This is a genomic window from Pseudomonas syringae, from assembly GCF_023278085.1.
Taxonomy (GTDB): Bacteria; Pseudomonadota; Gammaproteobacteria; order Pseudomonadales; family Pseudomonadaceae; genus Aquipseudomonas; species Aquipseudomonas syringae_Q.
This window is the reverse complement of the sequence record NZ_CP066265.1, coordinates 2873146-2887121: the sequence shown is the minus strand read 5'-3', so window position 1 is coordinate 2887121 and position 13976 is coordinate 2873146. Positions and strand designations below refer to the sequence as shown.

General features: G+C 59.2%; 11 protein-coding genes and 1 pseudogene. 5 read left to right on the top strand and 7 right to left on the bottom strand.

The window, feature by feature from the left end:
- Positions 1 to 90: 90 nt before the first annotated feature.
- The 4 genes and pseudogenes from I9H07_RS12800 to I9H07_RS12785 form a co-directional block, all read right to left on the bottom strand.
- Complete coding sequence (locus I9H07_RS12800) at positions 91 to 1737, bottom strand: dipeptide ABC transporter ATP-binding protein (RefSeq protein ID WP_236423547.1); 1647 nt, start codon at positions 1735 to 1737, stop codon at positions 91 to 93.
- Positions 1734 to 2648, bottom strand: a complete 915-nt coding sequence (locus I9H07_RS12795; RefSeq protein ID WP_236423546.1) for an ABC transporter permease — start codon at positions 2646 to 2648, stop codon at positions 1734 to 1736. Before I9H07_RS12795 ends, I9H07_RS12800 begins: the two co-directional genes overlap by 4 nt.
- 4 nt (positions 2649 to 2652) lie before the next feature.
- Positions 2653 to 3603, bottom strand: coding sequence for an ABC transporter permease (locus I9H07_RS12790; protein ID WP_024674386.1), 951 nt, complete (start codon positions 3601 to 3603; stop codon positions 2653 to 2655).
- Positions 3600 to 5230, bottom strand: a pseudogene (locus I9H07_RS12785) (ABC transporter substrate-binding protein). Before I9H07_RS12785 ends, I9H07_RS12790 begins: the two are co-directional and overlap by 4 nt.
- A 406-nt stretch (positions 5231 to 5636) precedes the next feature.
- On the opposite strand from I9H07_RS12785, the gene I9H07_RS12780 reads away from it, so the two are divergent.
- The 4 genes from I9H07_RS12780 to I9H07_RS12765 are packed head-to-tail and all read left to right on the top strand — an operon-like array spanning position 5637 to position 8569.
- Positions 5637 to 6302 (top strand): amino acid ABC transporter permease, encoded by a 666-nt coding sequence (locus I9H07_RS12780; protein ID WP_236423542.1) that lies wholly within the window; start codon positions 5637 to 5639, stop codon positions 6300 to 6302.
- Positions 6283 to 6942 (top strand): amino acid ABC transporter permease, encoded by a 660-nt coding sequence (locus I9H07_RS12775; protein ID WP_058391985.1) that lies wholly within the window; start codon positions 6283 to 6285, stop codon positions 6940 to 6942. Before I9H07_RS12780 ends, I9H07_RS12775 begins: the two co-directional genes overlap by 20 nt.
- Entirely contained in the window at positions 6939 to 7700 is a 762-nt protein-coding gene (locus I9H07_RS12770; RefSeq protein ID WP_236423541.1) for an amino acid ABC transporter ATP-binding protein, read from the top strand. Before I9H07_RS12775 ends, I9H07_RS12770 begins: the two co-directional genes overlap by 4 nt.
- Positions 7697 to 8569: a transporter substrate-binding domain-containing protein gene (locus I9H07_RS12765; RefSeq protein ID WP_236423539.1), complete on the top strand. Its 873-nt coding sequence runs from the start codon at positions 7697 to 7699 to the stop codon at positions 8567 to 8569. The genes I9H07_RS12770 and I9H07_RS12765 overlap by 4 nt, the downstream gene beginning before the upstream one ends.
- Before the next feature lie 49 nt (positions 8570 to 8618).
- On the opposite strand, the gene I9H07_RS12760 is transcribed toward I9H07_RS12765, so the two are convergent.
- On the bottom strand, positions 8619 to 9515 hold the full coding sequence (locus I9H07_RS12760) for a LysR family transcriptional regulator (RefSeq protein WP_236423537.1): 897 nt from the start codon (positions 9513 to 9515) through the stop codon (positions 8619 to 8621).
- A gap of 138 nt (positions 9516 to 9653) precedes the next feature.
- Between I9H07_RS12760 and I9H07_RS12755 the strand changes: the two genes are divergently transcribed.
- Positions 9654 to 10751 (top strand): NADH:flavin oxidoreductase, encoded by a 1098-nt coding sequence (locus I9H07_RS12755; protein WP_236423535.1) that lies wholly within the window; start codon positions 9654 to 9656, stop codon positions 10749 to 10751.
- Here the strand turns inward: I9H07_RS12755 and I9H07_RS12750 are convergent.
- On the bottom strand, positions 10748 to 12598 hold the full coding sequence (locus tag I9H07_RS12750) for an ABC transporter ATP-binding protein (protein ID WP_236423533.1): 1851 nt from the start codon (positions 12596 to 12598) through the stop codon (positions 10748 to 10750). The two genes, I9H07_RS12755 and I9H07_RS12750, sit on opposite strands and share 4 nt — an antisense overlap.
- An 81-nt stretch (positions 12599 to 12679) precedes the next feature.
- Positions 12680 to 13372 carry a hypothetical protein gene (locus I9H07_RS12745; RefSeq protein WP_236423531.1) on the bottom strand — a complete coding sequence of 231 codons (693 nt, stop codon included), beginning with the start codon at positions 13370 to 13372 and terminating at the stop codon, positions 12680 to 12682.
- Positions 13373 to 13976: the final 604 nt, after the last annotated feature.

Below are 13976 nucleotides of genomic sequence, written 5' to 3'. Positions count from 1 at the left end.
AAATTTAAATATCGATAAGGAATATGCATATGCAAGGGTGCTGTTTCGGTGCTTTCAAGTCAGATGCCTTGAGCGGGTAACGGCAATTTTCTAGTGCCCGGCTGATACGTGACGTTCAAGACGACGGCCAGGAATCGCGGCAATCAGTTCCTGGGTGTAAGCAGCTTCAGGCCGCTCGAAAACGTCGCTGGCAGGACCTTGTTCAAGGGGCTTGCCCTGCTTGAGCACCAGCACCTGATGAGCAACGCTGGCGACCACCGCAAGGTCATGGGATACCAATACATAAGCGATGCCTGACTCGGCCTGCAGCTCGACCAACAGGTCGAGAATTTGCGCCTGCACCGATACATCCAGCGCCGAAACGGGCTCATCAAGCAGCAGCAAATCCGGCTGCAAGGCCAGCGCTCTGGCAATCGCTACGCGTTGCCGCTGCCCGCCTGAAAGCTCGCGTGGCAGCCGGTCCAGATAAGCCACTGGCAAGTGAACCCGCTCGATCAACTGGCGCGCAGCCTGTTCCAGTTCGCGCCCCTTGAGCAGGCCGAACGATACCAGGGGCTCGACGATGCTTTCGAACAGTGTGAAACGCGGGTCCAGGGCGGCGAACGGGTTTTGCTGCACCAGCTGGATGCGCCGCCGCAACGGCCTGAATTCACGCCAGCCAAGGTCTGTGATATCGCGATTCTCCAGCAGTACTCGTCCTTGCGTGGGCTTCTCCAGACCCAGCGCGATGCGCAGTGCGGTGCTTTTACCCGAACCGGACTCGCCGACGATGGCCAGGGTCTGACCGGGAAAGACCTTGAAACTGACGTCCTGCAACGCCTGAAATTCTGCCTCTTCACCTTTTACGTAGGGCAAACGGTAGGTCTTGCTGATGTTGCTCAGGGTCAGCAATGGCGTGTCATTGGCCAGGACCGGGCGTGGAGCAACCGGGCTTTTGCGCTGGCCGAATGCTGGAGCGGCGGCGATCAGTGCTCGGGTGTAGGCATGGCCTGGGTTGACGAGAATCTGCTCGGGCGTGCCGTGCTCGACCAGCTCGCCTTTGTTCATGACCAGCACCCGGTCAGCGCGGTCGGCCGCTACGCCAAGGTCATGGGTAATGATCAGCAGGGAAATGCCACGCTCGGCCACCAGGCGTTGCAAGTGGTCGAGGATCTTGCGCTGGACGGTGACGTCCAGAGCGCTGGTGGGCTCGTCGGCGATGATCAGGCGCGGATTGCCGGCCAGTGCGATGGCGATCAGTACTCGCTGGCGCATGCCACCGGACAGCTCATGCGGGTACTGACGAGCGCGTAACACGGGCTTGTCCAGGCCGACGTGCTGCAGCAGTTCCAGCACATCGGCATCGACTGTCGGATAACGCCCGCCATGCGCCTGCAGCAGCGCTTCGGCAATCTGCCGACCGACGCGCAGGGTCGGGTTGAGGCTGACCATCGGGTCCTGCGGCACCAAGCCGATCACGCTGCCGCGAATCCGGCGTTTCTCGCGCTCGGAGGCATGGCTCAGATCGTGGCCATCAACCTGCAGTTCGCCTCGGGTGATGGTCGCGTTGTCCGGCAGCAGGCCGAGGATTGCGTTGGCCATCGTCGACTTGCCGGAACCCGACTCGCCGACAATCGCCACGGTTTCGCCCTTGGCGACCTGAAACGAAACGTTGCGCACGGCCTGATTGACCTGCCCGTCGAAACGATAGGCAACGCTCAGGTGCCGGATGTCGATCAGTTGCGGGGTGTCGGTCATCGTTGAATCTCTTCCAGAGTGCGGGCGATGTGGTTAAAACTGAACACGACAGCGACCACGAACAGGCCAGGCAGTAGCGAAACCCAAGGCGCAGTCATCAGGAAGTGCCGGCCGTTGGCGATCAGCGTGCCCCATTCGGCGGCTGGCGGTTCAGCACCAAAGCCGAGGAAGCTCAGTCCGGCTGTCGCCAGAATCGCCGCGCCGAAGTCCAGTGTGGCGAGCACCGCCACCGGGCCCCAGGCGTTGGGCAGAATGTGTCGCAGCAGGGTGCGGGTCCAGCTCGCGCCGCCCAGACGCGCTGCTTCCACGTAGGGCAACGTCTTGACCCGCAGCACTTCGGCGCGGGTGGTGCGAGCGAAACCGGGAATGATCCCCACGCCCACTGCGATGGCTACCGGAATGGTGCCGAAACCGATGGCGGTGACAATCGCCAGCGCCAGCAGCAAGCCGGGCAGGGCCAGCAATACGTCGACAAAGCGCATGATCACAGCGTCTATACGTCCGCCTGCGAAACCGGAAATTACCCCCAGGCTCAGCCCTCCCGCCATGGCAATGCCAACCGCCAGCAGCGCCGCCTGCACTGACAGGCTGGAGCCATGCACGACGCGGGTGTAGAGATCACGGCCCAACTCGTCGGTGCCGAACCAGTGCGCAGCATTCGGCGGGATGAGTTTGTCGCTGGGCGAGGTGGCGTAAGGTGCGTAGTTGCTCAGCAAGCCGGGTGCCAGCGCGGCGAGCAATGCAAAGGCCACGATTGCCATGGCCAGCAGAAAACCCGGTCGGCGCAACAGCGGTCTGGCTGCCTCAAGGGCGCGGCTCAGCCTGTTGCGGCGTCGCCATGGCGCGGTCAGGTTTTTGTCGGCGATAACGGCTCGGGACAGGCGTGCAAGGCGGTCGTCAAAAATGGTCATGGCGTCAGGAGACCTTGGGCGTGTGGGCGATGCGCGGATCCAGCGCTGGGTAGAGCAGGTCAACGATCAGGTTGACCACAACGAAGGCGGCGGCAGACACCGCGACAATGGCCAGCACTACCGGAATGTCCTGACGCAGCACGGCTTCCTGAGCCAGGCGGCCGACCCCGGCGCGGGCGAAAATGGTTTCCACCAGCACCGCGCCGGAAACGGTGTTGCCGACTTGCAGACCGATCAGCGTCAACAAGGGCAGCGCTGCGTTCTTGAACGCATGGCGGGCCTGAACCTGTGCGCGGCTCAGGCCTTTGGCGTATGCGGTGATGATGTAGGGTTCTTTCCAGACGCCTTGAAAGCCGCGTTGCAGAACCTGGGCGTACACCGCCGCGCTGGGGATCGCCAACGTGACGGCAGGGAGTATCAGGCTGGCGAAGCCCTGATTGCCGGTCGCCGGGAACCAGCCCAGTGTGAACGCAAACAGCTGAATGAACAGCAGGCCCATCCAGAACACCGGCACTGAGAAGCCCAGCGACGGCAGCCGTGACAGGGCCACCTTCAAGGGCTGCCAGCGCACATAAGCAGTCAGGTACGCCAGACCGATCCCGCCGATCAGCGACAGCACAATCGCCAGACCCGCCAGGCTGAGGGTGTGCGGCAACCGCTCGACCAGCAACTCTGACACTGGTCGGTTGAGTGTCAGCGAGTTGCCGAAATCGCCATGCATCGCTCCCCACAGCAGATCGAAGTACTGTTCGAAAACGCCGCGATCCAGCCCGTAATACAGCTTGGCCTTGGCAAGGTCCTGCGCTGACAGGGAATCGATTTCGACACCGGAAGCGCTGAGCATGATTGACAGCGTGTCGCCGGGCAGCAGATACAGAATGAAATAGGTGATGCTGTACGCGCCCCAGAGTACCAGCAGCGCCTGGGCGATCCGGCCGAGTATATAGCGGCTCATGGCGCTGCAATCTCGATGTCGTTGAACAGCGCAAAACCTTCGGCGGTCCAGTGGAAGTTGCGCACGTTTTTCGCCGTGGCGGCTTGCCAGACTCGCTCATAGACCGGGAACGCCGAACCTTCATCGATCAGCAGGTCCTGCAAGTCGCCATAGGCTGTTGCGCGTTGCTCACTGCGCGTGGCGGTCAGTCCGGCGTCGAACAACTCAAGGGCTTTGGGCAGTGTTTCTGGTGCGTAAAGGTTGGTCGCCAGTGTCGAGCTGTTGGCGCTGCGCGGGTCGATAATGGTCTGCAGAATGATCGGGTCGGCGCGGGTCATGTAGGTGGACGTCAGGTCGTAGTTGCCCGAGGCATTGTTCGCGGCCCACTCTGCGGTGGTCACGACGTTGAGCTTGAGTTCGATGCCGACCTTGCGCAGTTGATCCTGAATCAGAACGTCGCCAGCGGTTTGAGCGGGTGACAGGTTGTAGGCCAGCTTCAGGCGTTTGCCGTCCTTGTAGCGGTAGCCGTCGGCGTTTTTCTGCCAGCCCGCTTCATCAAGCAGGCGCTCGGCGCCTTGCGGGTCGTAGGCCAGTTTGTCGGCCTGGCTTTTGTAAAACGGCGTCGTGATATCAAAGATCCCCGAGACCACCGGGAATTGCGGGTTGTAAACGGTGGCTGCGTAGGTCTTGCGGTCGATTGCCTTTTGCAAGGCCAGACGCACGTTACGGTCAGCCAGGATGCGATTGCCGCGCGTGTTGGGGTACAGATTCAGGGCCGGCCCTGGCAGCGAACGGCTCTGAATGGTCGCGCCCCTGGATTTGAACAGGTTCAGGTCCACCTCGGAGAACGGGGTGCGCGGCCAGAGAATATCGACCTGGCCCTGCACGAACTGGCCGTTGCGCACGCTTTCTTCCGGCACATAACTGACTTCGACCGCATCCAGATGCGCCTCGCCCTTGTTCTGCGCATTGACCGAGGGCCAGGCATAGCCCTTGCGCTTGGTCAGGCGCAGGCCGCTTTCCGGGGTGTAGCGCTCCAGCACGAATGGCCCGGTGCCGATGATCGCGCCCAGTGAGCGCTCCTTGACGCTGAGCGTGTAGGACTCCGGTGCAAGGATGGCGAGGTTGGTGGTGGAGGTGGCTTGCAGGAAGCCTGCATTGGGTTTGGCCAGTACCAGCTTGATGGTGAAATCGTCCAGCACCTCGGCGTGGTCGTAGCCTTTCAGGTACGTCGCGCCGAAGGTTGCCGGCAATTGCGCGGCAAACGACTGTCGGCGTCGTAAGCGGTTTTCACGGCCTGAGCATCGAAACGCTTGCCGTTGCTGAACGTGACATCCTTGCGCAGGTGGAAGGTGTACTCCAGCGCGTTTTCACTCACGTCCCAGCGTTCAGCCAGCCACGGAATGATCTTGCCGGTCTGCGGGTCCTGATCGGTCAGGGACTCGGCGACATTACGCAGCACCACCCGATGCTCAAGCCAGTACACCTGGAACGGATCCAGGCTGACCAGCGTGGTGTTGTCTCTGAAGAAGGTGACCTTGAGCGTCTTGCCGGCCTGACTGTTCGGGTCTGAAGGCGAGCAGCCGAGCAGGGCGATGGCAGTGATGGCGGCGAACAACAGGCGCGAAAGGAGAGGGGGCCGGGTCATCGCGCTGTCCTCCGATATACGAATCCATTTGGAAAAGTCGAAGGTTGAGTGCGGTACATGGAAAAAATCCTCATCAAGTAGAACGCAGCGATCCAGCTGGTTTTAAGACCGTATTCTTATGATAAGGCGCTGTAAAAGTATTTTTTCTTCTAAGCTAATATAGATTTTTATGATTATTAAATAAATTATTATGCTTTATTCTAATTTTTTAGCTTTGCTCGATGTTCAGGTTCTTGGCGCATTGTGCAGGCGGAGCGATGGGACGAACACCTTTCCCGCTCTATGCTTATGCGAAAAGGGTATTAATTTTATACAAAACAGAAAGTTAAGCTATATGTAATCAAGCCAGTTCAAGGCCTCGCCCGATGTTTCTCCCGTCCGTTTACCCTGATCCAGAAGGCCAGCAATGACCTTCGATTACGCCTTTGCCATTTCCACCTTGCCTGCCTTTCTCAAAGCCATTGGCGTGACTCTCCAGGTGGGGCTGATTGCAATTCTGACTTCGCTGACAGTGGCGATCATCAATGCAGCGATTGCAATGTTCCGGGTGCCGGTGTTGTATCGCCTGGTGCCCCTATATGTCGAACTCGCCCGTAACACGCCATTGCTGATTCAGCTGTTCTTCATCTATTTCGCTTTGCCAACGCTGGGGATTCGCGTCTCGGGTTTTGCGTCGGCGGTGGTCGCCATGACGTTCCTCGGCGGCGCTTACCTGACCGAGATCTTGCGCGCCGGGATTGAGGCGGTGCCCAAGGCACAGATCGAGTCTGGATTATCTATCGGGCTGTCTCGCTGGCATTTGCTGCGGTATGTGATTCTGCCGCAGGCGGGCATCCTCAGTTTGCCGGCACTGTTCGCCAACTTTGTCTTCCTGCTCAAGGAAACCACGGTGGTCTCCGCCGTAGCGGTGCCGGAAATTCTCTACACCACCAAAAGCTATATCGCTCTGTATTACAAAACCTACGAGATGCTGGCGGTCATGACCGGCCTGTGCGTGCTGTTGTTCCTGCCGCTGTCGCTGCTGCTCGGTGTTCTGGAAAGGAGGCTTCAGCATGGCCAGTTCGGGTCTTGAGCTGTTGTGGGTGTCTGCGCCGCAACTGATCACCGGGGCGGGTCGCACGCTGGGAATTTCGCTGCTGTCCATCGTTTTCAGCAGCATTGGCGGCCTGTGCTATGGCGTATTGCGCAGCCTTGGCAAGCGCTGGCTTGAGATACCGCTGCGGATCTATCTGGAGCTATTCCGGGCGATTCCAGTCCTGGTGTGGTTGTACCTGTTCTTCTTTGGCTTGCCGATCTTCTTTGGCCTGAGCATTCCGGCGTTCTGGTGCGCGGTACTGGTGCTGTCGCTGTGGGGTGCCAGTGAGGTCGGCGAGGTGGTACGCGGTGGACTGCGCTCCATCCCGCGCGGGCAACGCGAAGCGGGCCTGGCGATCGGTCTCGGTCTGGGCCAGTTGTATGGACGGGTGCTTTTGCCGCAGGCGCTCAAACGTCTGACACCGCCGGTGATCAACGTCTATACGCGGCTGATCAAGACCAGCTCGCTTGCGGTGCTGATTGGGGTCATCGACGTGACCAAGGTGGGCCAGCAGATCATTGAACGCACCTATGAATCGGTGCTGATCTACGGCTTCCTGTTTCTATTCTTCTTCATCATCTGTTATCCGCTGTCTGCCGCCTCGCGTGTGCTTGAACGGCGCTGGAATCACGCATGAGCACATTGATCGAGCTGTCCGGTTTCAGCAAAAAATTCGGTGATACGCCAGTTCTTCAAAACATCGACCTGAGCGTACAAGAGGGCGAGGTCGTGGTGATTCTCGGCCCCAGCGGTTGCGGCAAGAGCACCTTGCTACGCTGTCTCAACGGCCTGGAACTGGGCCATGCAGGCACTTTGCATTTTGCAGGCAAGGCGCTGCCCGCCAATGCCGACTGGCGGCTGGTCAGGCAGCAGATCGGCATGGTGTTTCAAAGCTACCACCTGTTTCCGCACATGACCGTGCTCGACAACATCCTGCTTGGGCCTTTGCGCGTCCAGAAACGCAGTGCAGTCGAGGCTCGCCAGCAGGCAGAAGCATTGCTGGAACGGGTGGGGCTTGCCGACAAGCGCGACGCCTATCCCCGCGAGTTGTCCGGCGGCCAGCAGCAGCGTATCGCCATCGTGCGTGCGCTGTGCATGAACCCCAAAGTCATGCTGTTCGACGAAGTCACCGCCGCCCTTGATCCGGAAATGGTCAAGGAAGTGCTGGAAGTGATTCTCGATCTCGCACAGGGCGGCATGACCATGCTCATCGTTACTCATGAAATGGCCTTCGCCCGTGCGGTGGCTGACCGAATCCTGTTCATGGACCGCGGCCTGATTGCGGAACAGAACGACCCCGAAACTTTCTTCAGCGCCCCGCAGACCGCACGCGCGCAGCAGTTCCTGGAGAGGTTCTCCTACGTGGAAAACATGCCAAAAAGGAAAGCATCGTGAGCTTCAAGACTGCCCTCGTTTTACCCTTGATCGCCTTTACCCTGCTGGCCGGCTGCGACAAACCAGCCGAACAGAAGCCGATCGCAAAAGCTGCACCTTCACCGTCTACCAGTTACCTCGAAACCATCAAGGCCCGTGACAAGCTGATTGTTGGCGTGTTCAGCGACAAACCGCCTTTTGGTTTCGTCAACGAGCAAGGCCAATACGTCGGCTTCGACACCGACCTGGGCAAGCGCTTTGCCAAGGACCTGCTGGGCGACGAGAAGAAAATCGAATTCGTGGTGGTTGAGCCCGCCAGCCGCATACCGTTTCTGCAAAGCGACAAGGTCGACCTGATTCTTGCCAACATGACCGTTACCCCGGAGCGCCGCGAGGCAGTGGATTTTACCAACCCCAACCTGCGTGTCGCAGTCCAGGCCCTGGTGCCGGAGGCCAGTCCGGTGAAGACGCTGGATGATCTGGCCAGCAAGACCACCATTGTCACCACTGGCACCACGGCTGATATCTGGCTGACGAAGAATCACCCGGACTGGAAAGTGCTGAAGTTCGAGAAGAACTCCGAGTCGCTGCAAGCGCTGGCCAATGGTCGCGGCGACGCTTATGCGCAGGACAACTTGGTGCTGTTCAGCTGGGCGAAGAAAAACCCCGGCTACCGCGTGCTGGAGCAGAAGCTCGGTGACGAAGCGCCCATTGCTCCGGCAGTCAAGAAAGGCAACATCGAACTGCGCGACTGGGTAAACACTGAGCTCACCAGACTGGGTGAAGAGAAATACCTGCTCAAGCTCTACGACCAGTACCTTCGCCCTGAACTGGCTGAGGGTACTGATCCCAATGCGGTGATCGTTGAGGGCGGAAGCTGGAAGCCGTGATTTGATTGCAACGGTGGATTGCGAACCGGCCTTATGCCGGTTCGTTTGTTTAAGAAACTGCACCTGCGTGCTTCTTCTGAAGCTGCGCTTCAAGGCGGTCAATGAACAGGCGTACTCGCTGAGGAACGCGCTGGCGGGTGGGCAGCACCGCAGTGATCGATAACTGTTCGGGGATGACATCTTCGAGGTCTATCTGCTGGAGGCTGCCTTCACGGATTTCCTGTTGAATATCCCAATAGGTCAGCATGGCCAGCCCCAGGCCCTGTTTGCATGCCGTGCGAACAGCTTCGACACTGTTGGCAGAGAAGGCCCCCTGTGCTCGAATTGTCACAGCCTGGCCATCCCTGGTGAACGGCCAGTAAGGCATGGCGTGCAAGGCAATGCACTGGTGGTGCCTGAGGTCGTCCAGTACCGTCGGCTTGCCGCGCCGGGCAAGGTAGTCGCGGCTTGCGCACACCACCCGAGGGTTGGGAGCCAGCGATCTGGCCACCAATGCCGAGTCGCGTATCGTGGCAATCCGGATGGCGACATCGATGCCCAGCCCGGCGATGTCGACGATACTGTCTGACAGCGTCAGGTCGATACGCAAGGCCGGGTTTTCCAGCATCAATACGGGCAGCAGCGGCATGATGACTGTCTGACCAAATACGCTTGGCGCAGTGACTCGCAACACGCCGCTGGCACTGCCTGCATCTGCTTTCAGCATGGCCCGGGCCGTCTCGCTGGCTTCCAGCATCGTTTTGGCGTGCGGCAGAAAAACTTCGCCTTCCGGCGTCAGTGATACCGAGCGGGTTGTGCGGTGAACCAGCCTCACACCCACGTCGTTTTCCAGCGAAGCCAGGCGTCTGGAAACCGCCATAGGCGACAAGCCCAGTCGCCGGGCCGCTTCGGAGAGGCTCTTGCTGGAAGCAATGGCCACGAATACTTCTATGTCAGAAATTTGCACAGATTCTATCCATTTCCGTTAAAGCGCCTTATCTGGACGGCTGGGTTCCAATGGGCTGCCTCAGCACTTACTGTCGTGCAGGTTCTGTCAATGACTGCGGGCAAATCGCAGGCAATCTGCACGGTGAGGTTTTCCAGCATGAGCGAGATAAACAAACAGGTTTCAGCGCCGTTCGATATAGGCAGCCTGACACTGAAGAACAGGTTCGTGCTTGCGCCCATGACGCGGGTAAGCGCGACGGAGCAGGGCAGTGCCACATCTTCCATGGCCCGGTATTACGAGCGATTCGCCAAAGGCGGTTTCGGTCTGATTATCACCGAGGGAAACTACACCGATCAAAGTTTTTCCCAAGGATACCGGTTCCAGCCGGGTATCACCGACGACGAGCAAGCCTTGGCGTGGCGCGCCACGACCGATGCCGTTCATCGTCATGGCAGTGCCGTGATTGCGCAAATCATGCACGCAGGGGCGCTCAGTCAGGCAAATCGCTTCGTCAACGACGCCGCTGGCCCCTCGGCCATTCGCCCGAAAGGCGAACAGATGGCGTTCTATTACGGCGAAGGCCGCTACCGGGTCCCTCGGGCAATGAGTGACAAGGATATCGCCGATGTCATTCAGGGGTTCGTCCGTGCCACGCAACTGGCTATCGGGACTGCGGGGTTTGACGGTGTCGAGATTCATGGCGCGAACGGCTATCTGCTCGATCAGTTTCTGACCGATTACACCAATCAGCGGACAGATCAATGGGGCGGTGATGTTGCTCAGCGTCTGCGCCTTACGCTCGATGTCATCGCTGAGGTAAAAAAGGTTGCCGGGCGGGCGCTGGTTGGCGTGCGTATTTCCCAAGGCAAGGTCAACGACTTTCAGCACAAATGGGCGGGCGGCGAGCGCGATGCAGGTATTATTTTCAGCGCGCTGGCCGATGCCGGAGTCGATTACATCCATGTAACCGAGCACGAGGCCTGGCAGCCAGCCTTTGCTCAGGGTGACGCCAGCCTGGTCAGACTGGCCCGTCGCTACGCACCCGATGTTGCGCTGATCGCCAATGGCGGCTTACACGATCCGGAAAAAGCCAAACAGGCACATCGCGATGGTGCAGACCTCATCGCAGTGGGCAAGGCCGCGCTGGCAAACCCGGACCTTCCACGGTTGCTGCTCGAAGGCGAGGCAATCCGTGACTTTGATCCGGCTATCCTCGGGCCGATTGCAAACATCAAAGACAGTGAACTGGGTTAGTGGTCTGCGGCCACGCCCTGATCCTCGCCCAGAAATCCGCCGCTCTGGTGATGCCAAAGCCGTGCGTAAACACCATTCTTCCCGAGCAGTTCGGCATGGGTGCCTTGTTCTATGATGCGCCCGTCATCCATGACGATCAGCCGGTCCATGGCCGCAATCGTGGACAATCGATGGGCGATGGCAATCACGGTCTTGCCTTGCATCATTTCATCGAGGCTTTCCTGAATGGCCACTTCGACCTCCGAATCCAGGGCGCTGGTGGCCTCGTCAAGCAACAGGATCGGAGCGTTTTTCAGCATCACACGGGCAATCGCAACCCGTTGACGCTGGCCGCCCGAAAGCTTGATACCGCGCTCACCCACCAGCGTGTCATAGCCGCTATGACCTTGCTTGTCGCTTAACTGGCTGATGAACCCGTCGGCCTGCGCATTGGCGGCGGCACTGCGGATTTGCGCGTCGGTCGCGTCGGGTCGTCCATAGGCGATGTTGTCACGGATGGAGCGGTGCAGCAGGGAAGTGTCCTGAGTGACCATGCCGATGGCGCTGCGCAGGCTGTCCTGGGTGACATGCGCGATGTTTTGCCCGTCGATGCGAATCTCACCTTCGTCCACATCGTAGAAGCGCAGCAGCAGATTGATCAGCGTGGATTTCCCTGCACCCGAGCGGCCCACCAGCCCGATTTTCTCGCCCGCACGAATGCTCAGGCTGAGGTTGTCGAGTACCTGACGTTCGCCATTGTAGTTAAAGCCCACATTGTCGAAGGTTACTGCGCCACCTGTGGTGATCAGGGCAGTTGCGTCGGGCGCATCCTGCACCTTGGGGCCGCGGGTCAGGGTGGCCATGCCGTCCTGCACGGTGCCGATGTTCTCGAACAACGAGGTCATCTGCCACATGATCCAGTGCGACATGCCATTGATGCGCAGCGCCATGGCGGTGATGGCCGCCACAGCACCTGTGCCGACCTGACCCTGATGCCACAGCCACAGGGCATAGCCGCCAGCGGCCATGATCAGTGCGACCACCAGTGCCTGATTGACGATCTCGAACTGGCTGACCAGACGCATCTGGCGCAAGCCGGTCTGCTTGAAATCCTCCATCGCTGCGCGCGCGAAATGCGCTTCACGTTTCGAGTGGGAAAACAGTTTCACGGTCGTGATGTTGGTGTAGGCATCGGAGATACGCCCGGTCATCGATGACCGCGCATTGGCCTGCTCCTGCCCGACCTTGCCCAGGCGGGGTACGAAGTACAGCATGGCCAGCCCGAACAACACGATCCAGGCAATGAAAGGCAGCATCAGTTTCAGGTCGAAGCCTCCGGCCAGGGCGATGATCGCGATGAAGTACACACCGATCCCCGGTGCGATTTCGATGAGGGTGAACAGCACATCGCGCACGGACAGCGCCGTCTGCATCACCTTGGTCGTGACCCGGCCGGAGAACTCATCGGAAAAGAACGAAAGACTCTGCCGCAGCATCAGGCGATGGAAATCCCAGCGCAGCCGCAGCGGCAGGTTGATCGCCAACACCTGATGCTGAACCATGGTGCGCAACGCCACCAGCGCGATGCTGGCCAGCAAAATAATACTGATGCTCCACAGTACGCGGCTCTCCTGCAAGGCCGTCTCACCACCGGCCTGCCAGGTCGAGAGCAAATCCACGACCTGCCCGAGGAAAGAAAACAGCCAGGCCTCGTAGAGCGATACACCGGCACTGAGCAGCGCAAGCGCAAGGATATAGCCACGAGCACCCCGCGTGCAGGCCCAGAGAAACCGCGTCAGGCCGTCGGGCGGTGGCGGTACTTCATCGGGCGGGAAGGGGTCGAGCCATTTCTCAAATGCACGAAGCATGGTGATCTCCAAAAAGAACCTGCAAAGATTCTGGCACTTAAAGACTGCTTTGAGGGTTTTTAAGGCGTGGCTGTTCAGTCATCAGGCAATGCTGTAAGCGTTGAACGCCTTGCCCTGTTGCAGGGCGGTGACGATGTTTTTACGGGTCACCGGCAGTTCGCTGCCTTCATTGTCGACGAAGGTTGTCTCTTGCAGTTCGGCTGCATCGCCTTCACCGACAAAGGTAAAACCGAGAAACTCCAGGGCTTCACGGTCAACATTCAGGTGGGAGCGCGGGGTGCGCAACGGCAGGCTGACACTCTGGCCGTCCTTGCTGATCGTGTAGACCTCGGCTTCCTTTTTGGCACGCGCCGCTTTGTTTTTGGCGGTAGACGGGTTGCTGATCGCCTGATGCGTCTGGTTCAGCACCTTGAGCGCCAGGCCGTAGACCAGCTCCTGAAACGCCGGGTCGTTCTTGTAGCTGGACAGGATCCGACTGATCGGAAACTGCGCGCCAAGATCGGCCAGTGCCGCGCTGTCTGCCGCTTCGGCATCCTTGAGGCGCTTCAGTTGGCCCATCAACTCGTAGGCTTTGTCGTCATCGTACTCATCCTGCGCGAGGCGAATAGCGGCACGCAGCTCACGGATTTCTTCGCTTTCCTTGGCGGTCTGGAACGCATCAAGCACCATCTCGCTGATGGTCTTGGCTTGCGGCACGTGCTGCGAAAGACCAATGGCGCTTTCGTATTCCAGCTTGGAGGAGGTCAGGGCTTCGTTGGTCTGGGAATCAGGCATTGAATTTCACTATTCAGATTTGAGGCATTTCAGATTTGAGGCGCGAAAGGCTCAGGGCGTTTCGGGGGGGCGTAATTTAGTGGAGCGACGCGAGGATGTCACGGACCATTGGGCTGGAGGTCTGGCTTGACGCCATCAGCCGCTGGCGACGATTGGCTTGAGGTGACTCACGCAATAGCCCGCTGTTTAGCCTCTAGGCCAAGACCTTGAGTACCTTTGATACTGAGCAGAGAGCGCGCAAATGCTTCGGCTTGCCTAGGATGGCGAAGTGCCCTTGGACGCTGCAGGAAGAGTTATCGATGGCATAGTTGATGTAGCTAGCCGGTTTGCAACCATTGCCGAAAACATGTGCCCAAGGGCTGTTACTCAAAACACGTCGTAGCCTCGTCGCATCTGGGGTGGCTACGCCAAGGTGGGTGTCCCAATTGTGCTAATCGCGGCGCTGACCATTTGTCCAAAACCGTACAATTCTGTACTGACTTGTTGCCCTTATCTCTGAGCGTTGGCATTATTTAGCTATCACTCGATGCCGGCGCAGGGATGGCCGCGACACGCTGCCTATTACTGTGCGCTTAATTTGGCGTCAGCCTAGTGCCCATCTATC

What these genes read in the sequence shown, in the direction of transcription:
- I9H07_RS12800 (WP_236423547.1), bottom strand. Translation starts at nt 1,737, where the DNA reads ATGACCGACACCCCGCAACTGATCGACATCCGGCACCTGAGCGTTGCC.
- I9H07_RS12775 (WP_058391985.1), top strand. Translation starts at nt 6,283, where the DNA reads ATGGCCAGTTCGGGTCTTGAGCTGTTGTGGGTGTCTGCGCCGCAACTG.
- I9H07_RS12770 (WP_236423541.1), top strand. Translation starts at nt 6,939, where the DNA reads ATGAGCACATTGATCGAGCTGTCCGGTTTCAGCAAAAAATTCGGTGAT.
- I9H07_RS12790 (WP_024674386.1), bottom strand. Translation starts at nt 3,603, where the DNA reads ATGAGCCGCTATATACTCGGCCGGATCGCCCAGGCGCTGCTGGTACTC.
- I9H07_RS12795 (WP_236423546.1), bottom strand. Translation starts at nt 2,648, where the DNA reads ATGACCATTTTTGACGACCGCCTTGCACGCCTGTCCCGAGCCGTTATC.
- I9H07_RS12755 (WP_236423535.1), top strand. Translation starts at nt 9,654, where the DNA reads ATGAGCGAGATAAACAAACAGGTTTCAGCGCCGTTCGATATAGGCAGC.
- I9H07_RS12745 (WP_236423531.1), bottom strand. Translation starts at nt 13,372, where the DNA reads ATGCCTGATTCCCAGACCAACGAAGCCCTGACCTCCTCCAAGCTGGAA.
- I9H07_RS12780 (WP_236423542.1), top strand. Translation starts at nt 5,637, where the DNA reads ATGACCTTCGATTACGCCTTTGCCATTTCCACCTTGCCTGCCTTTCTC.
- I9H07_RS12750 (WP_236423533.1), bottom strand. Translation starts at nt 12,598, where the DNA reads ATGCTTCGTGCATTTGAGAAATGGCTCGACCCCTTCCCGCCCGATGAA.